Here is a 19,495-nt window from a genome sequence, read left to right as displayed (position 1 = left end):
GTGGGAGACTGGACGAATGCTCCGCGTGCTCACGGCCGGCGAATCGCACGGCCCCGAACTCGTCGCCGTCATGGAGGGCCTTCCTGCGGGCGTCCCCGTCTCCCGCGCCGCGATCCAGGCGGATCTCGCGCGCCGCAAGCTCGGCTACGGCCGCGGGTCGCGCATGAAGTTCGAAGAGGACGAGCTCACGATCTCGTCCGGCGTCGTGCACGGCACGACTCTCGGCAGCCCCATCGCACTGCGTATCGGCAACACCGAGTGGCCGAAGTGGGTCGAGGTCATGAGCGCCGAGCCCGTCGAGCTCACCGAGAAGTCCCGGGGCCGCGGCGCCGCGCTCACGCGTCCTCGCCCGGGGCACGCCGATCTCGTCGGCATGCAGAAGTACGGCTTCGACGAGGCCCGTCCGATCCTCGAGCGCGCGAGCGCCCGCGAGACCGCGGCTCGCGTCGCTCTCGGCGCGCTCGCACGCGCGTTCTTGGCCGAGCTCGGCATCCGCCTCGTCAGCCACACGCTGTCGATCGGGCCCGTGCAGGTGCCCGAGGGCGCCGCACTGCCGACGCCCGACGACGTCGACGCGCTCGACGCCGATCCGCTGCGCTGTTTCGACGCCGCGACGAGCGCCGCCATGGTCGCCGAGGTCGACGAGGCCCGCAAGGACGGCGACACCCTCGGCGGCATCGTCGAGGTGCTCGCCTATGGGCTCCCGCCCGGGCTCGGCTCGCACGTGCACTGGGATCGCCGCCTCGATGCGAAGCTCGCGCAGGCGCTCATGAGCATCCAGGCGATCAAGGGAGTCGAGGTCGGCGACGGCTTCGAGACCACGCGGCGCCGCGGCTCCGCCGCGCACGACGAACTCTTCGTCGCCGGCGACGGCATCACCCGCTCGAGCGACAAGGCGGGTGGCACCGAGGGCGGCATGTCGACGGGCACCGTGCTGCGCGTGCGGGCCGGGATGAAGCCGATCGCCACGGTGCCGCGGGCTCTGCGCACCGTGGACGTCGCGACCGGCGACACCGCGTCCGCCCACCACCAGCGCTCCGACGTGTGCGCGGTTCCCGCCGCGGGCGTCGTCGCCGAGGCCATGGTCGCGGTCGTGCTCGCCGACGTCGTGCTGGAGAAGTTCGGCGGCGACAGCGTCGCCGAGACGCGCCGAAACCTCGAGGGCTACCTCGCGGCCATCCCCGACGCGCTGCGCAGTGCGGCGGAAAGCGACTCCGGTCTCGGCGACCATGACCGCGCGCTCTGACGCCGTCGTGCTGATCGGTCCGATGGGGGCCGGCAAGACCAGCATCGGCAAGAAGGCTGCGCGCGCACTCCGCGTGCCATTCTTCGACACCGACGCCGCGGTCGTCCGCGACCACGGACCGATCGAGCAGCTGTTCGCCGAATACGGCGAAGCGCACTTCCGCGCCGCCGAACGGGCGGCCGTGGTCGAAGGGCTCGCCACGGGCGGCGTGGTGTCGCTGGGCGGCGGAGCCGTACTCGACCCCGAGACGCGCGCCGACCTCGCCCGGCACCGCGTCGTGTTCCTCACCGTCTCGCCGCGGGTGGTCGCCGGCCGCGTCCGCGACTCGAACCGGCCGCTGCTGCAGGGCGGCGACGATGCGATCGAGCGCTGGACGGCGATCTTCGAAGAGCGCCTGCCGGTCTACGAGGAGCTCGCCGATGTCACCCTCGACACCTCCACCGGTCCGCTGCAGGACGTCGTCGACGCCCTGGTCGCGTGGGTGCGGGGCACCACCGGTGACGAGCAGAAGGAGCAGACGGCATGACGGATGCCACCACCATCACCGTGAGCGGAGACGCGAGCTACGGCATCACCGTGGGCCACGGCATCCTGCCGTCCCTCGGCGACGCGCTCCCGCCCGCCGCACGCAAGGTGCTCGTGATCCACCCGCCGACGCTCGCCGAACAGGCCGGACGGCTGCGCGCACAACTCGTGGGGGACCGCGAGGTTCTGCTCGCCGAGATCCCGGACGCCGAGGCGGGCAAGCGCATCGAAGTGGCCGCGTTCTGCTGGCAGGTGATGGGCAAGGCCGACTTCACCCGCACCGACGCCGTCGTGGGCTTCGGTGGAGGAGCGGTGACCGACCTCGCCGGCTTCGTCGCGGCCACCTGGCTGCGCGGCGTCGAGGTCGTGCAGGTGCCGACCACCGTGCTCGGCATGGTCGACGCCGCCGTCGGCGGCAAGACGGGCGTCAACACCGCCGAGGGCAAGAACCTTGTCGGCGCGTTCTGGGCGCCCCGTGCTGTGATCTGCGACCTCGATCTGCTCGACACGCTGGCGCGCAACGAGCGCGTCGCGGGATACGCCGAGGTCGTCAAGGCCGGCTTCATCTGGGCGCCCGAGATCCTCGAGCTGATCGAGGCCGATCCCGAGGGCGCCGTCGATCCGCAGAGCGCCGCATTCCGCCGCACGATCGAGCTCGCCATCGACATGAAGGCGCGCGTCGTCGGGGAAGACCTCCGCGAAGCGGGCCTGCGCGAGATCCTCAACTACGGCCACACTCTCGGCCACGCCATCGAGCACGCCGAGCGCTACCGCTGGCGCCACGGCGCCGCGATCTCGGTGGGCATGGTGTTCGCCGCCGAGCTGTCGCGCCTGGCCGGCCGGCTCACGGATGCCGCCGCCCAGCGCCACCGCGACATCCTCGAGTCGCTGGGGCTGCCGACGACGTACCGCCCCGGTGCGTGGCCGCAGCTGCTGTCGACCATGCAGCGCGACAAGAAGAGCCGCGGTGGCATGCTGCGTTTCATCGTGCTCGACGACATCGCGAAGCCCACCGTGCTGCAGGCGCCCGACGAGTCGCTGCTGTTCGCGGCGTACCAAGAGGTCGCGGGATGAGCACCAGCGCCGTGCGCCGCATCCGCTCCGACGAGTGGCGGGCGGTGCGCGAGCTGCGGCTCGAGTCGACGAGCGATCCCGACGCGAACATCGCCTTCCTCGAGACGCCCGAGCAGGTCGCGGCGCGCCCGGAGCAGTTCTGGCGCGACCGCGCCGAACTCGCCGCCGAGAGCGAGACCGCCGCGCAGTTCGTGGCCGTGATCGACGACGTCTGGGTCGGAAGCCTCTCCGTGCTCGTCCGTGCCAGCGGGCAGACCGACCATCTCGGCCGTTTCGTCGACGACCGCCGGGCGGATGTCGTCGGGGTCTACGTCAATCCCGCCCATCGCGGCACGGGGGCGATAGACCTCCTGCTCGCCGCTGCCGCAGAGTGGGTCACGACCCTCGGGCTCACCCGGCTCAGCCTCGACGTTCACCGGGAGAACCTCCGCGCCCAGGCGGCGTATCGCCGGGCGGGATTCGTGCCGACGGGGGAGACGTTCACGAGCGTCATCGGTCCTGAGATCGTGATGGCCCGCCCGTTGCCATGAGCGAGACGGTCCCCATCCGATGCATCGGGACGGGGTCTGTGCGGCTCCACGCGCGCTGATATCGTGCGAGCATGACCGCCCCTCGCCGCCTCCTGCTCGTCAACGGCCCCAATCTGAATCTCCTGGGCGGCCGAGAGCCCGAGATCTACGGCACCGCGACCCTGGCCGACGTCGTGCAGGTGGCGACGGATGCTGCCGCCCGGCGCGGCTTCGAGGTGCGGGCCGTGCAGAGCAACCACGAGGGCGTGCTGATCGATGCCATCCACGACGCGCGCAGGGACTGCGCCGGCATCGTCATCAACCCCGGCGGCCTGACCCACACCTCCGTCGTGCTCCGCGACGCCCTCTCCGGCGTGAGCCTGCCGGTGGCCGAGGTGCACATCTCGGACGTGATGGCTCGCGAGGAGTTCCGTCACCACTCCTATGTCGCGGACGTCGCCGTCGTCCATGTGATCGGCGAGGGGGTGCCGGGCTACGCGACCGCCGTGGCGCGTCTCATCGACATCGTCACCGGGCAGGCCGAGGGCTGACGAATCGGCCGGGTACCAGGCATCCCGTAGAATCGAACGTCGGCAGGTCCGACCCTTGAGCTCTTCACGGGGCAGCGATCGCCTCCACGCACTTCAACGAAACGGATCCGTACCCTCATGGCCTCCACCGCAGACATCAAGAACGGCGTCGTCCTCTCGATCGACGGCCAGCTCTGGAACGTCATCGAGTTCCAGCACGTCAAGCCGGGCAAGGGCGGTGCCTTCGTCCGCACGAAGCTGAAGAACGTCGTCTCGGGCAAGGTCGTCGACCGCACCTACAACGCCGGCGCGAAGATCGACATCGAGAACGTGGACCGACGCGACTTCACGTACCTGTACAACGACGGCGACAACTTCGTGTTCATGGACGTCGAGGACTACGACCAGATCAATGTCGGCGCGGCCACGGTCGGCGACGCGGCGCACTTCCTGCTCGAGAACCAGCAGGTGCAGATCGCGCTCAACAACGGCAACCCGCTGTACGTCGAGCTCCCGGCATCCGTCGTCCTCGAGATCACGTACACGGAGCCGGGCCTCCAGGGCGACCGCTCGTCGGCCGGCACCAAGGCCGCGACCGTCGAGACCGGGTACGAGATCCAGGTCCCGCTGTTCGTCGAGACCGGCACCAAGGTGAAGGTCGACACCCGCACGGGCGACTACCTCGGCCGCGTCAACTGACGCCCGGGGCAGCTGACCTATGAGTGCCCGTACGAAGGCGCGCAAGCGCGCCCTCGACATCCTGTTCCAGGCGGACGTGCGCGGCGACGAGCCCGCGACGGTGCTCGCGGCCGAGGCGAAGCGCGCGGCCAGCGAGCCGGCACGTCAGGCCTCGTGGCTCTACGCGCGCGAGATCGTCGACGGCGTGATCGACAACCAGGACGCCATCGACGAGCAGATCACGACGTTCGCGAAGGACTGGACCCTCGCCCGCATGCCCGCGGTCGACCGTGCCGTGCTGCGGATCGGTGCGTGGGAGATCCTCTACAACGACGAGGTGCCCACCGCGGTCGCGATCGACGAGGCGGTCGAGCTGGTCAAGGAGTTCTCGTCCGACGAGTCCGGCCCCTTCGTCCACGGCGTCCTCGCCCGCATCGCCCGCGCGAGCTGATCACGACCGTCCGTCCGGCCGGGTGTCGGCGGGAGCGGGCAGGATGGATGCCGTGACCCCGCCGTCCGCCGGACCCCCGCCGTTCGTCGACCACGGGCACATCCGCCGGTTCGTCGACAGCGGCACCTACGAGCGCGGCGTCGGGTACTTCGCCGACGGCGCCGTCGAACGCCTCGAATGGGACGCGGTCGCCTCCGTCATCGAGGCGGTCGTCGCGGGCAGCGGCGGACGCACGTACCGCTGCCGCGTTCGGCTCGACCCGCAGCGCGCGGACCACCCCATCGCGGCGACGTCGTGCACCTGCCCGGTGCAGTTCGACTGCAAGCACACGGTCGCGACGTTGCTCGCGAGCAATCGCCTCTCCGCCGCCGCCCCGATGCCGGAGAGCGGGTCGTCGTGGCGCGACGTGTTCGCGCCCTCTCCGACGACGCAACGCGCCCGGACGCCGCTCGCCCTCGGCGTCGAGCTCCGTCAGCGCATCCGGCGCGGAGCGTCGACATGGGCGCCGGCGCGCGTCGAGTCCGCGACCCCCCGGGGCCTGCACCAGCACGGCGCCGACGTCCTGGTCGGCCTGCGACCGCTCGAGCGCTCGGTCCGCTCCGACGCCTGGATCAAGGGCGACGTCTCGTGGGACGCCGTGCGCCGGCCGACCACCGCCTTCGACCCCGCGCAGGCGCGCTGGTTCGCGGAGCTGCACAGCATCGGCCGCGACGTCCGCTCGTTCGGCGCCTTCTCCGACGTCTCGGAGTGGCTCACGCTCGACGACATCGAGTCGAGCCTGCTCTGGCCGCACCTCGCGGCCGCCGCGGATCGCGGCATCCCACTCGTTCCGACCAAGCGCAGCACGACCGTCGCCCTCGCGACCTCGGCGACGGTCGTCATACAGGCGCTGCGCACCGGCCGCGGGCTCGAGATCGCGCCCGTCGTCACGATCGACGGCCAGCACGCGGATGCTGCGACCCTGCGCCCGGTCGGGCGCACGGGCGTCTACCGGTTCACTCTCGAGCGCGAGCGCATCGACCTCGTGCTCGCCGCCGTCGCCCTGCCCGACCCCGTCCCCGCGCTCCTCGCGGCGCGCGAAGCGGTCGTGGTGCCCGGCGCCGAGGCCGGGGAGTTCGTCCGCGACCACCTGCCCCGGATCGGCCGCCGTGTCGAGATCGACGCGCCCGGGCTGGACGTCGCCCCGCCGCCACGACCCGAGCTCGTCACCCGCGTGCACTTCGAGCCGAATCACCGCCTGGTCTACACGCTGTCATGGCGCTACGGCGACGGCGACCTCTTCGGATTCGACGCGACCGGCGGCGAGCGTGACGCCGGGGCCGAGACGGCCATCCGCGGTCGCGTCGAGTCGCTGTGGCGCGACCACGCACCGGTCGACCTCGCCTCTGCCGATACGCTGACCGGTCTCGACGCGGCGGAGTTCGCGTCGCGGCTGCTGCCGCTGCTCGAGGCCGACACGGACGTGAGCGTCGAGATCTCGGGGCAGCGCCCGCAGTACCGCGAGCTCGCCGGCGATCCGCGCATCGACATCACCACGGTCGAGACGAACGATCCGGACTGGTTCGATCTCGGCGTCGTCGTGACCATCGACGGCCGCCGCATCCCGTTCGGAACGCTCTTCACAGCGCTCTCGCGCGGCCGCAAGAAGATCCTCCTGAGCGACGGCGCGTACTTCTCGCTGTCGCATCCGTCGCTGCAGCGCCTGCGCGACCTCATCGACGAGGCCGGCGAGCTCGACGAGTGGGAGACCGGGCCTCGCATCAGCCGCTACCAGACCGCTCTCTGGGCGGACTTCGAGGACCTCGCCGACGAGGCGCAGCCGGCGGTGTCCTGGCGCGCGACCGTCGAAGCGCTGCGCGATGCCGGCGGCGTGCCCCCGGCTCCGCTGCCGTCGGGTCTCGACGCCGAGCTGAGGCCTTACCAGCGCGTCGGCTACGACTGGCTCGCCTTCCTCTGGAATCACCGGCTGGGCGGCATCCTCGCCGACGACATGGGACTCGGAAAGACGCTGCAGCTGCTCGCGCTCATCGCCCATGCCCGCGAACACGGCGAGACGCGGCCTTTCCTCGTGGTGGCGCCGACCTCCGTACTATCGACCTGGCGCAACGAGGCGGCCCGGTTCACACCGGACCTGCGGGTCGCCGTCGTCGACGCGACCCGCGCGAAGCGCGGAACGAGGGTGACGGATGCCGCGCCCACCGCCGACATCGTCGTCACGTCGTACACGCTGCTCCGGCTCGACGAGCGCGAGTTCGGTGCGGTGGCGTGGGCGGGACTGATCCTCGACGAGGCGCAGTTCGTGAAGAACAGCCGGACCAAGGCATACCGGGCCGCGCGAGACCTCTCGGCGGACGCGGTGTTCGCCGTCACCGGCACGCCGCTGGAGAACAGCCTCACGGAGCTGTGGGCGCTGCTCTCGCTGACGGCGCCGGGGCTGTTCGCCTCGAGCCGCAGATTCCGCGAGGAGTACGTCGGTCCGATCGAGAAGGGGAAGGTGCCCGAGAACCAGGAGGGCGGCGCGTACCGGGCGGGCCGCCTCGCTCGGCTGAGGCGCCGCATCCGTCCGCTCGTGCTGCGTCGCACGAAGGAGCTCGTGGCCGCGGACCTGCCTGTCAAACAGGAGCAGGAGGTGCGGATCGAACTGGGTGCCGCGCACCGTGCCCTCTACGACACCGTGCTGCAGCGCGAGCGCCAGAAGGTCCTCGGACTCCTCGACGACCTCGACCGCAACCGGTTCATCGTGTTCCGGTCGCTCACGCTGCTGCGCATGCTGAGCCTGGCTCCCGAGCTGGTGGATCCCGCGCATGCGGGCATCGCCCCGAGCAAGCTCGCGGCGCTCTTCGAGCAGCTGGACGAAGCGCTGGCGGAGGGGCACCGCGCGCTCGTATTCAGCCAGTTCACGTCGTTCCTGGGTCTGGTGGCGAAGCAGCTCGAGGCACGCGGCATCCCTTACGCCTACCTCGACGGATCGACGCGCGACCGTGACGCGGCCGTCGCCGCCTTCCGCGGGGGAGAGGCGCCGGTGTTCCTCATCAGCCTCAAGGCCGGCGGGTTCGGACTCACACTGACCGAGGCGGACTACGTGTTCCTGCTCGACCCGTGGTGGAACCCCGCCGCCGAGGCGCAGGCAGTGGACCGCGCTCACCGCATCGGCCAGCACCGCAGCGTCATGGTGTACCGGCTGATCGCGAACGGCACGATCGAGGAGAAGGTCATGGTGCTGCAGCAGCGCAAGGCGCGCCTGTTCCGGTCGGTGATGGACGACGACGCGCTGTTCGGGCAGGTGCTCACCGCCGACGACATCCGCGGCCTGTTCGAGGACTGATCTCGCACCATCCTCGGCACGCCGGATCCGGTTTTGCACGGCGGGCGATCCGGTGCGTCCCGCGAGCCTCACCTAGACTCGTCTGGTTCGACAGGAGGGTACCCCCATGCGCATCACGGGCCTCGGCCACGCCGGAATGTTCATCGAGACGGCGGGAGGCAGCATCCTCTGCGACCCGGTGGTCGGGCCGACCTTCTTCGGGTCGTGGTTCCCGTTCCCCGACAACCGTGCGCTCGACTGGGCGACCTACGGCAAGGCCGACTTCCTCTACATCTCCCACCGCCACCGCGATCACTTCGACCCGGCTCTCATGCGGAAGCACGTGCCGAAGACCATCAAAGTGCTTCTGCCGGACTACCCGACGGACGACCTCGAGCAGGATCTGCGAAAGCTCGGGTACGACAACATCGTCTACACGCAGGCCGGCGTGCCGCTCGAGTTCGGCGAGCTCAAGATCATGGTGACCCCGCTGCGCGCGCCGAGCGACGGACCGATCGGCGACTCGTCGCTGAGCGTCGACGACGGCACGGCGAGCATCCTGAATCAGAACGACTCGCACCCGCTCGACCTCGAGAAGCTGATGTCCTTCTCGAAGCCGGAAGCGTACTTCACGCAGGTGTCGGGCGCGATCTGGTGGCCGATGGTCTACGACCTGCCGCAGGACGCCAAGCAGAACTTCGCGAAGCTCAAGCGGGACGCGCAGAACAAGCGCGCCATGTACTACATCGAGAAGGTCGACGCCGAACACGTCTTCCCCATGGCAGGGCCGCCGATGTTCCTCCGCGAGGAGCTGTTCAAGTACAACGGCTATGGCATCGACGACGACGCGATCTTCACCGACCAGCGCCAGTTCCTCACCCACATGGCAGAGCTGCGGCCCGAACAGAAGGGCTACGAGTTCGTGCCCGGCACGGTGGTGGAGCTGAACGGCGGCGAGATCTCCGTGACGCAGACGCTGTACACCCCGGCCGAGATCGACCGAGTCTTCGACGACAAGTGGGCCTACCTCGCCGAGCAGCGCGATTCGCGCCAGGGCGAGGTGCGCGCCGAGGAGGCGACGCGCGCCGCGGTGCTGCCGCCGGACGAGATGCTCGCCGCGATCAAGGAATGGTGGGAGCCGCTGCTGCGCCGCGCCCGCACCATCCGCAACGGTGTGGGCGGGGTGGTGCGCTTCCGCATCGGCGAGCTCGACATGGTCGTGGACTTCCCGAAGGCCAAGGTGCGCGAGTACGCCGAGGGCGACGAGTGCATCTACTGGTACACGATCCCCGCCGACCTGGTGTCGACCAACATCGCCGACCACGAGATCGACTGGTCGAACTCGATCTTCCTCTCGATGCAATTCGAGGTGGGGCGCAGCGGCAAGTTCAACGAGTTCCTCACCACATTCCTCAAGTGCCTGTCTCGTGATCGCATCGAGTACGTCGAGAACTGGTACGCCGAGCAGACCGACCAGACCGAGGATGCGCAGCTCGGCGAGTGGATCGTGCAGCGCCGCTGCCCGCACCTGCGAGCCGATCTCACCAAGACGGGCAAGATCGAAGACGGTGTCCTCACGTGCTCGTTGCACGACTGGAAGTGGGACCTCGCGAGCGGCAGGTGCCTGACGAGCCAGGGACACCCGATCCGGGCTTCGCAGGTCGAGGACGACCTCTACCGCGCCGCGACGAGCCCCGCGGCCTGAGAGCCTGTGTTGTAGATCCTCCACAACAGGCGGCGGTCGGCTGTCGGCTTTTGTGTGAGGTCGGTGCCGATCTGCGCTGGTTCGTATCACCTCGCGACCCTTTCGTGTCCTGATCACCGTGCCCGCGATCGCGGGCTTCAGAACCCGAAGGAGTCACGCCATGACCACCGTTCCCATCCACGGCGCCGGCGGCGTCGTTCCCGTCTCCACCGGTCGTCCGAACCCGTTCACCGCCCTTCTCACGTGGGAGGCACGTGCCGAAGCGGCCGTGAAGACGTGGCTGCAGCGCTGGAGCATCCCCGCACTGCGGGTGGCGCTCGGCGCCGTCTTCCTCGTCTTCGGCGCCCTGAAGTTCTTCCCGGGCGTGAGCCCCGTCGAGGAGCTCGTCAGTCGCACGTGGGAGAAGCTCACCTTCGGACTCGTCAGCGGGCAGGCGGCTCTCGTCGCCACAGCCGTCATCGAGGTGGCCGCGGGTGCGCTGCTCGTCGCCGGCGGCGTGTTCGCCCGCGCCGGCCTCGTCGTGCTCGCGCTCGCGTTCGTCGGCATCCTGTCGCCGATCGTGCTGCTGCCCGCCGAGGTCTTCGGCCCGGTCGGCCCGACTCTCACCGGGCAGTACATCTTCAAGAACGTGGTGCTGATCGCCGCATCGCTCGTCGTGGCCTCGCGCGTGCTGCGCGGACCCGCGCGCCGCTGACCCGTCACACAGGGGGGCCGGTCCGGGTTCGGGGCCGGCCCCCACCGTGTCGTAGACTGGTCGGCGATCACAGCAACCTTTAACACCGTCCTGTGAGGCGGAGAAGGGAGCGGCGGATGAGCACGCGCACCGTGCTCCACGAGGCCGACATCGCCCGGGCCCTGACTCGGATCTCCCACGAGATCCTCGAGTCCAACAGGGGCCCCGAAGGACTCGTCCTCCTCGGAATCCCCACTCGCGGCGTCACACTCGCCCATCGCGTCGGTGCGCTCGTCGCCCAGTTCGGCGGCGCCCCCGTCCCGGTGGGATCCCTCGACGTCACGATGTACCGCGACGACCTGCACCGCAATCCGACCCGCGCGCCGCAGCCGACGCAGATCCCGGCCGGCGGCATCGACGGCAAGGTCGTCGTCCTGGTGGACGATGTGCTCTTCTCGGGGCGCAGCATCCGTGCGGCTCTCGATGCCCTCCAAGACATCGGCCGTCCCGCAGCGGTGCGTCTGGCGACCCTCGTCGATCGCGGCCACCGCGAGCTGCCCATCCGGCCCGACTTCGTCGGCAAGAACCTGCCGAGCTCCCGCGAGGAGCGCGTGAATGTGCGTCTCGCGGAGACCGACGGCGTCGAGGAGGTGACGATCGAGTCATGAGGCACCTGCTCGACACCCAGACCCTCGCCCGCGAGGATGCGCTGCGCATCCTCGACGTCGCGGAGGACATGGCCGCCACGCAGCAGCGCGAGGTCAAGAAGCTTCCCACGCTCCGCGGCAAGACCGTCGTGAACCTCTTCTTCGAGGATTCGACGCGCACCCGGATCTCGTTCGAGGCGGCCGCGAAGCGGCTTTCGGCGGACGTCATCAACTTCTCGGCGAAAGGGTCCAGCGTCTCGAAGGGGGAGTCGCTCCAGGACACTGCGCAGACCCTGCAGGCGATGGGGGCGGACGCCGTCGTCATCCGCCATGGCGCGTCGGGAGCGCCGCGCACCCTCGCGACCAGCGGGTGGATCAGCGCGGGGGTCGTGAACGCCGGCGACGGCACGCACGAGCACCCGACGCAGGCCCTGCTCGACGCGTTCACCATCCGCAAGCGCCGGTTCGGTGGCGAGAGCCGCGGCCGCGATCTCGCCGGGGTGAAGGTCACCATCGTGGGGGACGTGCTCCACTCGCGCGTCGCACGCTCGAACGTGTGGCTGCTGAACACCCTCGGCGCGAGCGTCACCCTGGTGTCGCCGCCCACGCTCGTACCCCAGGACATGACGAACTGGCCGGTCAAGGTGCGGTACGACCTCGACGAGGCGATCACGGAGGGCCCCGACGCGCTCATGATGCTGCGCATTCAGCTGGAGCGCATGAACGCGGCGTATTTCCCGACTGAACGGGAGTATTCGCGCCGCTGGGGCCTGGATGCCCGCCGACTTCAGGCACTCGGAGCCGATAGCATTGTCATGCACCCCGGACCCATGAACCGGGGTCTGGAGATCTCCGCAGAAGCCGCTGACTCGCCACGCTCGACCGTGCTCGAGCAGGTCGCCAACGGCGTCTCGGTGCGCATGGCGGCGCTCTACCTGCTGCTGGCGGGCGCGGAGCGCACCCCGGCCGAGACCACGTCCACCGCGCATGCCCCTGCCCCGGACGGCACAGCGAAGGAGAACACCCGATGAGCGAGACCCTACTCTTCCGCGGAGCGCTGGTCGAAGGATCGACGGCCGCCGACGTGCTCGTCGAGGACGGCGTCATCACCGCCATCGGGCCCGGCGTCAGCCGTGCCGGCGCAAGCGAGATCGACGTCGACGGCCTGGTGCTGCTGCCCGGCCTGGTCGACCTCCACACGCACCTGCGCGAGCCGGGGTATGAGGCATCCGAGACGATCCTCACCGGTTCGCGCGCCGCCGCGGCCGGCGGGTACACCGCCGTGTTCGCGATGCCCAACACGTCGCCTGTCGCCGACACCGCCGGTGTCGTCGAGCAGGAGCTCGCCCTCGGCGAGGCCGCCGGTTACGTCACCGTGCAGCCGATCGGCGCCGTCACGGTGGGCCAGAAAGGCGAGCGGCTCGCCGAGCTCGGCGCCATGGCCGACTCGCGAGCCCGCGTGCGCGTCTTCAGCGACGACGGCTTCTGCGTGTGGGACCCGCTCATCATGCGGCGCGCACTCGAGTACGTGAAGGCGTTCGACGGCGTCATCGCGCAGCATGCGCAGGACCCGCGTCTCACCGAGGGGGCGCAGATGAACGAGGGCTCGGTGTCGGCCGAGCTCGGTCTGGCCGGCTGGCCCGCCGTCGCCGAGGAGTCGATCATCGCCCGCGATGTGCTGCTCGCCGAGCACGTCGGCTCGCGCCTGCACGTGTGCCACCTCTCGACGGCCGGGTCGGTCGAGATCATCCGCTGGGGCAAGCGCCGCGGTGTGAACGTGACAGCGGAAGTCACGCCGCACCACCTGCTCCTCACCGACGAGCTGGTGCGCGACTACGACGCGCGCTTCAAGGTGAATCCGCCGCTGCGCCGCGAAGAGGACGTGCTCGCCGTTCGCGAGGGTCTCGCCGACGGCACGATCGACATCGTCGCCACCGACCACGCGCCCCACCCCGCCGAGGCGAAGGCGTGCGAGTGGCACGCGGCCGCCAACGGCATGGTCGGGCTCGAGAGCGCCCTGCGCGTCGTTCAGCAGTCGATGGTCGACACCGGCCTCATCACGTGGGGCGATGTCGCGCGCATCATGTCGCGCGAGCCCGCCCGCATCGGTCGGCTCACCGGTCACGGCACCCCGCTCACCGAGGGACAGCCGGCGTCCCTCGCGTTCTACGACCCGTCGCCGCGCCGCACGTTCACGACGGACGACCTGCACGGCCGGAGTGTGAACTCGCCGTACCTCGGCCGTGAGCTGCCGGGCGACGTCCGCTGGACCCTGCACCAGGGCACCGTCACGGTCGCCGACGGCGCTCTCCTCGACACGCCGGGGGTGCGCGCATGACCCGCGAGGCCGCACTCGGCGTCATGGTCGCGGTCACCATCGCGCTGCTCGGCGTGCTGGTGTGGGCCTGGTGGCGACGAACGCGGCGCGACGCCGCGCTGGTCGCGCCTGTCGGCGAGATCCCCGCGGGCGCCGCGACCCTCGCGGCATTCCCGACGCTCTACGTCGCGACCACGCGTCACGGCGAGCCGCTCGAGCGCCTCGCCATCGGCGGCCTCGCCTTCCGCTCGCGCTCCGACGTGACCGTGACCGACGCGGGCCTCGCGCTCGACCTCACCGGCAAGCCGCGCGTGTTCCTCGCGGTCGACCGCATCGAGGACGTCGCACAGGCGACGGTCGCGATCGACCGCGTCGTCGAGCCCGACGGCCTGGTGCGCCTCGCCTGGCGCCTCGACGACGGCACGGTCGTCGACTCCTATCTCCGACCCCAGGATGCCTCTGCCCGCGCCCTCGCGGACGCGGTGGCGGACATCCTTCCCCCGACCCAGACGGGAACCGACGCATGACCTCCCTGTTCCAGACCGACCCGGCCGTCCTCGTGCTCGAGGACGGGACACGCCACGTCGGGCGCGCCTACGGCGCCCTCGGCACCACCATCGGCGAGGTGGTCTTCGCCACCGGCATGACCGGCTATCAGGAGACCCTCACCGACCCGTCGTACGCCGGCCAGATCGTGCTGCAGACGGCGCCCCACATCGGCAACACCGGCATGAACGACGAGGACCCCGAGTCGCGACGCATCTGGGTGTCGGGCTACATCGTGCGCGACCCCTCCCGCGTGGTGTCCAACTGGCGCGCCGACGAGTCCCTCGACGACGCGCTGGTGAACGACGGGGTCATCGGCATCAGCGGCATCGACACCCGCGCGGTCACGCGCCACATCCGCTCCGCGGGCAGCATGCGCGGGGCGATCTTCTCCGGCGAGGCGGCGCGGATCGATCCCGAAGAGCAGCTGCGCCTCGTCCGCGAGGCGCCCGAGATGGCCGGGCAGAACCTCTCCGCGCAGGTGTCGGTGGCGGCGGCCGAGGTCACCCCGGCGAAGGGCGAGCGCATCGGCAATCTCGCGGTGCTCGATCTCGGCGTGAAGCAGGCCACGGTCGACAACCTGGCCGCCCGCGGCTTCGACGTGCACGTGCTCCCGCAGGACGTCACCATCGACGGCATCCGCGCGATCGAGCCGGTCGCGGTGTTCTACTCGAACGGCCCCGGCGACCCGGCGGCGTCGGGCGACCACGTCGAGCTGCTGCGGGACGTGCTCGACGACGGCCTGCCGTTCTTCGGCATCTGCTTCGGCAACCAGCTCCTGGGCCGCGCCCTCGGCCTCGGCACCTACAAGCTGCCGTTCGGCCACCGCGGCATCAACCAGCCCGTGCTCGACAAGGCGACCGGCCGCGTCGAGATCACGGCGCACAACCACGGCTTCGCCGTCGACGCGCCCGTCGAGGGACAGTTCGACAGCCCTCACGGCTACGGCAAGGTCGAGGTCAGCCACGTCGGCCTCAACGACCAGGTGGTCGAGGGACTGCGAGCTCTCGACATCCCGGCCTTCTCGGTGCAGTACCACCCGGAGGCGGCAGCCGGACCCCACGACGCCAACTACCTGTTCGACCGCTTCCGCGACCTCGTCGTCGCGAACCTCTCGCGTTTCGACTCGCACGCTCGCTCAACGACCGGAAAGCCCACCGATGCCTAAGCGTTCTGACATCAACTCCGTCCTCGTCATCGGATCCGGCCCGATCGTCATCGGCCAGGCGTGCGAGTTCGACTATTCGGGCACGCAGGCCTGCCGCGTGCTCCGCGAGGAGGGCGTGCGCGTCATCCTGGTCAACTCCAACCCGGCGACGATCATGACCGACCCGGACTTCGCCGACGCGACCTACATCGAGCCCATCAACTGGCGCGTGATCGAGACGATCATCGCGAAGGAGAAGCCCGACGCGATCCTGCCGACCCTCGGCGGGCAGACCGCCCTCAACGCGGCGATCGACCTGCACAAGAACGGCATCCTGGAGAAGTACGGCGTCGAGCTCATCGGCGCCGACTTCGAGGCGATCAACAAGGGCGAGGACCGCCAGATCTTCAAGGAGCTGGTGATCGCGGCGGGCGCCGATGTCGCTGCATCCGTCATCTGCCACACCATGGACGAACTGCTCGCGGGCGCCGAGAAGCTCGGCTACCCGCTCGTCGTGCGCCCGTCGTTCACGATGGGCGGCCTCGGCTCGGGATTCGCGTACGACGAGGAGGACCTCCGCCGCATCGGCGGCGCGGGCCTCCACGACTCGCCGACGAACGAGGTGCTGCTCGAGGAGTCGATCCTCGGGTGGAAGGAGTACGAGCTCGAGCTCATGCGCGACACCGCCGACAACACGGTCGTCGTCTGCTCGATCGAGAACGTCGACCCGGTGGGCGTCCACACCGGCGACTCCATCACGGTCGCCCCGGCCCTCACGCTGACCGACCGCGAGTACCAGAAGCTGCGCGACATCGGCATCGACATCATCCGCGCCGTGGGCGTCGACACGGGCGGGTGCAACATCCAGTTCGCCGTCGACCCGACCAACGGCCGCATCATCGTCATCGAGATGAACCCCCGCGTGTCGCGCTCGTCCGCGCTCGCCTCGAAGGCGACCGGATTCCCGATCGCGAAGATCGCCGCGAAGCTCGCGATCGGCTACCGCCTCGACGAGATCCCGAACGACATCACGAAGGTGACCCCGGCGAGCTTCGAGCCGACGCTCGACTACGTCGTCGTCAAGGTGCCGCGCTTCAACTTCGAGAAGTTTCCTGCCGCCGACACGACGCTCACCACCACCATGAAGTCGGTGGGCGAGGCGATGGCGATCGGCCGCAACTACGCGACCGCGCTGCAGAAGGCACTGCGCTCGCTCGAGAAGCGCGGCTCGAGCTTCCACTGGAACGACGAGCCCCGTTCTGTGGAGGAGCTCCTCGAGATCGCGAAGACCCCGACCGACGGCCGCATCGTCGTGCTGCAGCAGGCGCTGCGCAAGGGCGCCACCGTCGAGCAGGCTTTCGAGGCCACCAAGATCGACCCATGGTTCCTCGACCAGATCGTGCTCATCAACGAGGTCGCCGAGTTCGTCGCGCAGGCGGGGGAGTTGGATGCCGCCACCCTCCGCATCGCGAAGGAGCACGGCTTCAGCGACGCCCAGGTCGCGCAGCTGCGCGGTGACAGCGAGACCCAGGTGCGCGGCATCCGTCACGGTCTCGGCATCCGTCCCGTGTACAAGACCGTCGACACGTGCGCGGGGGAGTTCCCCGCGCTCACGCCCTACCACTACTCGAGCTACGACTTCGAGACCGAGGTGACGCCGTCGGAGCGCACCAAGGTCGTCATCATCGGCTCGGGCCCGAACCGCATCGGCCAGGGCGTCGAGTTCGATTACTCGTGCGTGCACGCCTCGTTCGCCCTGTCGGACGCGGGCTACGAGACCGTCATGGTCAACTGCAACCCCGAGACCGTGTCGACCGACTACGACACGTCCGACCGCCTGTACTTCGAACCGTTGACCCTCGAGGACGTCCTCGAGGTGCTGCACGCCGAGTCCCAGTCGGGGAAGATCCTCGGCGTCATCTGCCAGCTCGGCGGTCAGACGCCGCTCGGCCTCGCGAAGGGCATCGAGGAGGCCGGCTACACGATCCTCGGCACCAAGCCCGCCGCGATCGACCTCGCCGAGGAGCGCGAGCTCTTCTCGCGCCTGCTCGACGACGCCGGACTCGTCGCGCCGCGCAACGGCACCGCGATCGACGTCGACGGAGCGGTCGCGGTCGCCGAGGAGATCGGCTACCCGGTGCTGGTGCGCCCGAGCTTCGTGCTCGGCGGCCGCGGCATGGAGATCGTCTACTCGACCGAGGCGCTGCGCGACTACTTCATCCGCGTCGCGGGCGAGGCGATCATCGGCCCGGGGCTCCCGCTGCTCGTCGACCGCTTCCTCGACGACGCGATCGAGCTCGACGTGGACGCGCTGTACGACGGCGAGGAGCTCTACATCGGCGGCGTCATGGAGCACCTCGAGGAGGCCGGCATCCACTCCGGCGACTCGTCGTGCACGCTGCCGCCCGTGAGCCTCGGGCGGACCGACATCGACCGCGTCCGCGAGGCCACGCGCGCCATCGCCGAGCGTGTCGGGGTGCGGGGCCTGCTCAACGTCCAGTTCGCGATCTCGGCGGGCGTGCTCTACGTCATCGAGGCGAACCCTCGCGCGAGCCGCACCGTGCCCTTCGTGTCGAAGGCGCTCGGCATCCCGCTCGCCAAGGCCGCGTCGCGCATCATGGCCGGCGCCGCGATCGCCGAACTGAAGGCCGAGGGGCTGCTGCCCGAGCAGGACGGCTCGCGCGTCCCGCTCGACGCCCCCGTCGCCGTCAAGGAGGCCGTTCTGCCCTTCAAGCGGTTCCGCACGCGCGACGGTCAGACCGTCGACTCCGTGCTCGGCCCCGAGATGCGCTCGACCGGCGAGGTCATGGGCATCGACCGCGACTTCCCGACCGCGTTCGCGAAGTCGCAGGAGGCCGCGTACGGCGGCATGCCGCAGTCGGGCACCGTGTTCATCTCGGTCGCCGACAGCGACAAGCGCGCCGTGATCCTCCCCGCCCACCGGCTGCAGGAGCTCGGCTTCGATCTGGTCGCGACCGAAGGGACCGCCGAGATCCTCGCCCGAAACGGGATCGACGTGCGCGTGGTCGAGAAGTACTCGGAGACGCTGGAGTCGGGCGGCACCAACATCGTCGATCTGATCAACGCCGGCGACATCGACATCGTCGTGAACACGCCGTCAGGTGGCGCGACTCGCGCCGACGGCTACGAGATCCGCGCCGCGGCCGTGGCCGGCGACAAGGCGCTGTTCACCACGATGGCGGTGCTCGGCGCCGCGGTGAGCGCGCTGCCGGTGCTGCGCGAAGGCTTCCACGTGAAGAGCCTCCAGGAGTACGCCGCCGATCGACAGGGAGCTGCATGACCTCATTCGGAGAACGCGTCCGCGCCGCCATGGCGGCGCACGGGCAGCTGTGCGTCGGCATCGATCCGCACGCGCACCTGCTGGCCGAGTGGGGGCTGGATGCCTCGGCCGCCGGGGTGCGCGAGTTCGGCCTGCGCGTGGTCGAGGCCGCCGCAGGCCGGGTCGCCGTCGTCAAGCCGCAGGTCTCGTTCTTCGAGGTCCACGGCTCGGCCGGCTTCGCCGCCCTCGAGGACGTCCTCGCGGCGGCGCGCGACGCGGGACTCCTCGTGATCGCGGACGCCAAGCGCGGCGACATCGGCACCACGATGGACGCGTACGCGCAGGCCTGGCTCACACCCGGCTCGCCGCTCGAGGCCGACGCTCTCACGGTGAGCCCGTTCCTCGGCGTGGGTGCGCTCGACGGGACGTTCGACGTCGCGCTGCGCAACGGCAAGGGCGTGTTCGTGCTCGCCGCGACGAGCAACCCCGAGGCGCAGGGGCCGCAGCGCGCGCACCACGCCGACGGTGCGACGGTCTCCGCCGGCATCGTCCGCGAGGTCTCCGAACGCAACACCCGCGCGACGCCCGCCGGCGAGTGGGGGAGCCTCGGCTTCGTGATCGGCGGCACCGTCGACTGGTCGGACGCCGGCCTTCGGTCCTTCGCGCCGGTGACGCCCATCCTCGGGCCGGGCTTCGGTCATCAGGGGGCGAATCCGAACGACCTCGGTGCGCGCTTCGGCGTCCTGCAGGAAGCGGTGGTAGCGTCTGAGAGCCGCAGCATCCTGGCTGCCGGACCCGACCGGCTCGCCGCGCGCATATCCGAGCGCGCCCTTCTCTACCGTGGTGGTTGAAATGCCCGATTC

At 70.2% G+C, this 19,495-nt stretch carries 17 protein-coding genes; all 17 read left to right on the top strand.

What is annotated here, in order from left to right; all coding sequences use genetic code 11:
• Positions 1 to 16: 16 nt before the first annotated feature.
• Positions 17 to 1,246, top strand: a complete 1,230-nt coding sequence (gene aroC / locus MRBLWH3_RS12195; RefSeq protein ID WP_363432220.1) for a chorismate synthase — start codon at positions 17 to 19, stop codon at positions 1,244 to 1,246.
• On the top strand, positions 1,230 to 1,772 hold the full coding sequence (locus MRBLWH3_RS12190; protein ID WP_363432217.1) for a shikimate kinase: 543 nt from the start codon (positions 1,230 to 1,232) through the stop codon (positions 1,770 to 1,772). The genes aroC and MRBLWH3_RS12190 overlap by 17 nt, the downstream gene beginning before the upstream one ends.
• Positions 1,769 to 2,845 carry a 3-dehydroquinate synthase gene (gene aroB / locus MRBLWH3_RS12185; RefSeq protein ID WP_363432214.1) on the top strand — a complete coding sequence of 359 codons (1,077 nt, stop codon included), beginning with the start codon at positions 1,769 to 1,771 and terminating at the stop codon, positions 2,843 to 2,845. The genes MRBLWH3_RS12190 and aroB overlap by 4 nt, the downstream gene beginning before the upstream one ends.
• Complete coding sequence (locus MRBLWH3_RS12180) at positions 2,842 to 3,375, top strand: GNAT family N-acetyltransferase (RefSeq protein WP_363432211.1); 534 nt, start codon at positions 2,842 to 2,844, stop codon at positions 3,373 to 3,375. Before aroB ends, MRBLWH3_RS12180 begins: the two co-directional genes overlap by 4 nt.
• Positions 3,376 to 3,446: 71 nt before the next feature.
• Positions 3,447 to 3,905, top strand: coding sequence for a type II 3-dehydroquinate dehydratase (aroQ, locus tag MRBLWH3_RS12175; RefSeq protein WP_363432209.1), 459 nt, complete (start codon positions 3,447 to 3,449; stop codon positions 3,903 to 3,905).
• A gap of 117 nt (positions 3,906 to 4,022) precedes the next feature.
• Positions 4,023 to 4,583 carry an elongation factor P gene (gene efp, locus MRBLWH3_RS12170; RefSeq protein ID WP_045302503.1) on the top strand — a complete coding sequence of 187 codons (561 nt, stop codon included), beginning with the start codon at positions 4,023 to 4,025 and terminating at the stop codon, positions 4,581 to 4,583.
• Between the two features lie 19 nt (positions 4,584 to 4,602).
• Positions 4,603 to 5,013 (top strand): transcription antitermination factor NusB, encoded by a 411-nt coding sequence (nusB, locus tag MRBLWH3_RS12165; protein ID WP_363432207.1) that lies wholly within the window; start codon positions 4,603 to 4,605, stop codon positions 5,011 to 5,013.
• A 52-nt stretch (positions 5,014 to 5,065) separates the two neighbouring features.
• Positions 5,066 to 8,338, top strand: a complete 3,273-nt coding sequence (locus MRBLWH3_RS12160; RefSeq protein ID WP_363432204.1) for a DEAD/DEAH box helicase — start codon at positions 5,066 to 5,068, stop codon at positions 8,336 to 8,338.
• 106 nt (positions 8,339 to 8,444) lie between these two features.
• A complete protein-coding gene (locus MRBLWH3_RS12155; RefSeq protein ID WP_363432201.1) occupies positions 8,445 to 10,022 on the top strand; it encodes a Rieske 2Fe-2S domain-containing protein in 1,578 nt (525 codons plus the stop codon).
• A 160-nt stretch (positions 10,023 to 10,182) separates the two neighbouring features.
• Positions 10,183 to 10,716, top strand: coding sequence for a DoxX family membrane protein (locus MRBLWH3_RS12150; protein ID WP_363432198.1), 534 nt, complete (start codon positions 10,183 to 10,185; stop codon positions 10,714 to 10,716).
• Between the two features lie 116 nt (positions 10,717 to 10,832).
• Complete coding sequence (gene pyrR, locus MRBLWH3_RS12145; RefSeq protein ID WP_363432196.1) at positions 10,833 to 11,363, top strand: bifunctional pyr operon transcriptional regulator/uracil phosphoribosyltransferase PyrR; 531 nt, start codon at positions 10,833 to 10,835, stop codon at positions 11,361 to 11,363.
• A complete protein-coding gene (locus MRBLWH3_RS12140) occupies positions 11,360 to 12,373 on the top strand; it encodes an aspartate carbamoyltransferase catalytic subunit (RefSeq protein ID WP_363432194.1) in 1,014 nt (337 codons plus the stop codon). The genes pyrR and MRBLWH3_RS12140 overlap by 4 nt, the downstream gene beginning before the upstream one ends.
• Positions 12,370 to 13,680 (top strand): dihydroorotase, encoded by a 1,311-nt coding sequence (locus MRBLWH3_RS12135; RefSeq protein WP_363432191.1) that lies wholly within the window; start codon positions 12,370 to 12,372, stop codon positions 13,678 to 13,680. Before MRBLWH3_RS12140 ends, MRBLWH3_RS12135 begins: the two co-directional genes overlap by 4 nt.
• Positions 13,677 to 14,186 (top strand): hypothetical protein, encoded by a 510-nt coding sequence (locus MRBLWH3_RS12130; protein ID WP_363432189.1) that lies wholly within the window; start codon positions 13,677 to 13,679, stop codon positions 14,184 to 14,186. Before MRBLWH3_RS12135 ends, MRBLWH3_RS12130 begins: the two co-directional genes overlap by 4 nt.
• Positions 14,183 to 15,373: a glutamine-hydrolyzing carbamoyl-phosphate synthase small subunit gene (carA, locus tag MRBLWH3_RS12125; protein ID WP_363432187.1), complete on the top strand. Its 1,191-nt coding sequence runs from the start codon at positions 14,183 to 14,185 to the stop codon at positions 15,371 to 15,373. The genes MRBLWH3_RS12130 and carA overlap by 4 nt, the downstream gene beginning before the upstream one ends.
• Positions 15,366 to 18,653, top strand: coding sequence for a carbamoyl-phosphate synthase large subunit (carB, locus tag MRBLWH3_RS12120; RefSeq protein WP_363432184.1), 3,288 nt, complete (start codon positions 15,366 to 15,368; stop codon positions 18,651 to 18,653). Before carA ends, carB begins: the two co-directional genes overlap by 8 nt.
• Positions 18,650 to 19,483, top strand: coding sequence for an orotidine-5'-phosphate decarboxylase (pyrF, locus tag MRBLWH3_RS12115; protein WP_363432181.1), 834 nt, complete (start codon positions 18,650 to 18,652; stop codon positions 19,481 to 19,483). The genes carB and pyrF overlap by 4 nt, the downstream gene beginning before the upstream one ends.
• Positions 19,484 to 19,495 lie beyond the last annotated feature (12 nt).

The sequence above is a fragment of the Microbacterium sp. LWH3-1.2 genome (assembly GCF_040675855.1).
Lineage (GTDB): Bacteria > Actinomycetota > Actinomycetes > Actinomycetales > Microbacteriaceae > Microbacterium.
The sequence above is the reverse complement of the archived record's forward strand: the minus strand, read 5'-3'. Positions and strand labels throughout refer to the sequence as shown.

Coding starts and splice junctions, on each gene's coding strand:
- aroC (WP_363432220.1), top strand. CDS start 17: ATGCTCCGCGTGCTCACGGCCGGCGAATCGCACGGCCCCGAACTCGTC.
- MRBLWH3_RS12190 (WP_363432217.1), top strand. CDS start 1,230: ATGACCGCGCGCTCTGACGCCGTCGTGCTGATCGGTCCGATGGGGGCC.
- aroB (WP_363432214.1), top strand. CDS start 1,769: ATGACGGATGCCACCACCATCACCGTGAGCGGAGACGCGAGCTACGGC.
- MRBLWH3_RS12180 (WP_363432211.1), top strand. CDS start 2,842: ATGAGCACCAGCGCCGTGCGCCGCATCCGCTCCGACGAGTGGCGGGCG.
- aroQ (WP_363432209.1), top strand. CDS start 3,447: ATGACCGCCCCTCGCCGCCTCCTGCTCGTCAACGGCCCCAATCTGAAT.
- efp (WP_045302503.1), top strand. CDS start 4,023: ATGGCCTCCACCGCAGACATCAAGAACGGCGTCGTCCTCTCGATCGAC.
- nusB (WP_363432207.1), top strand. CDS start 4,603: ATGAGTGCCCGTACGAAGGCGCGCAAGCGCGCCCTCGACATCCTGTTC.
- MRBLWH3_RS12155 (WP_363432201.1), top strand. CDS start 8,445: ATGCGCATCACGGGCCTCGGCCACGCCGGAATGTTCATCGAGACGGCG.
- MRBLWH3_RS12150 (WP_363432198.1), top strand. CDS start 10,183: ATGACCACCGTTCCCATCCACGGCGCCGGCGGCGTCGTTCCCGTCTCC.
- pyrR (WP_363432196.1), top strand. CDS start 10,833: ATGAGCACGCGCACCGTGCTCCACGAGGCCGACATCGCCCGGGCCCTG.
- MRBLWH3_RS12140 (WP_363432194.1), top strand. CDS start 11,360: ATGAGGCACCTGCTCGACACCCAGACCCTCGCCCGCGAGGATGCGCTG.
- MRBLWH3_RS12135 (WP_363432191.1), top strand. CDS start 12,370: ATGAGCGAGACCCTACTCTTCCGCGGAGCGCTGGTCGAAGGATCGACG.
- MRBLWH3_RS12130 (WP_363432189.1), top strand. CDS start 13,677: ATGACCCGCGAGGCCGCACTCGGCGTCATGGTCGCGGTCACCATCGCG.
- carA (WP_363432187.1), top strand. CDS start 14,183: ATGACCTCCCTGTTCCAGACCGACCCGGCCGTCCTCGTGCTCGAGGAC.
- carB (WP_363432184.1), top strand. CDS start 15,366: ATGCCTAAGCGTTCTGACATCAACTCCGTCCTCGTCATCGGATCCGGC.
- pyrF (WP_363432181.1), top strand. CDS start 18,650: ATGACCTCATTCGGAGAACGCGTCCGCGCCGCCATGGCGGCGCACGGG.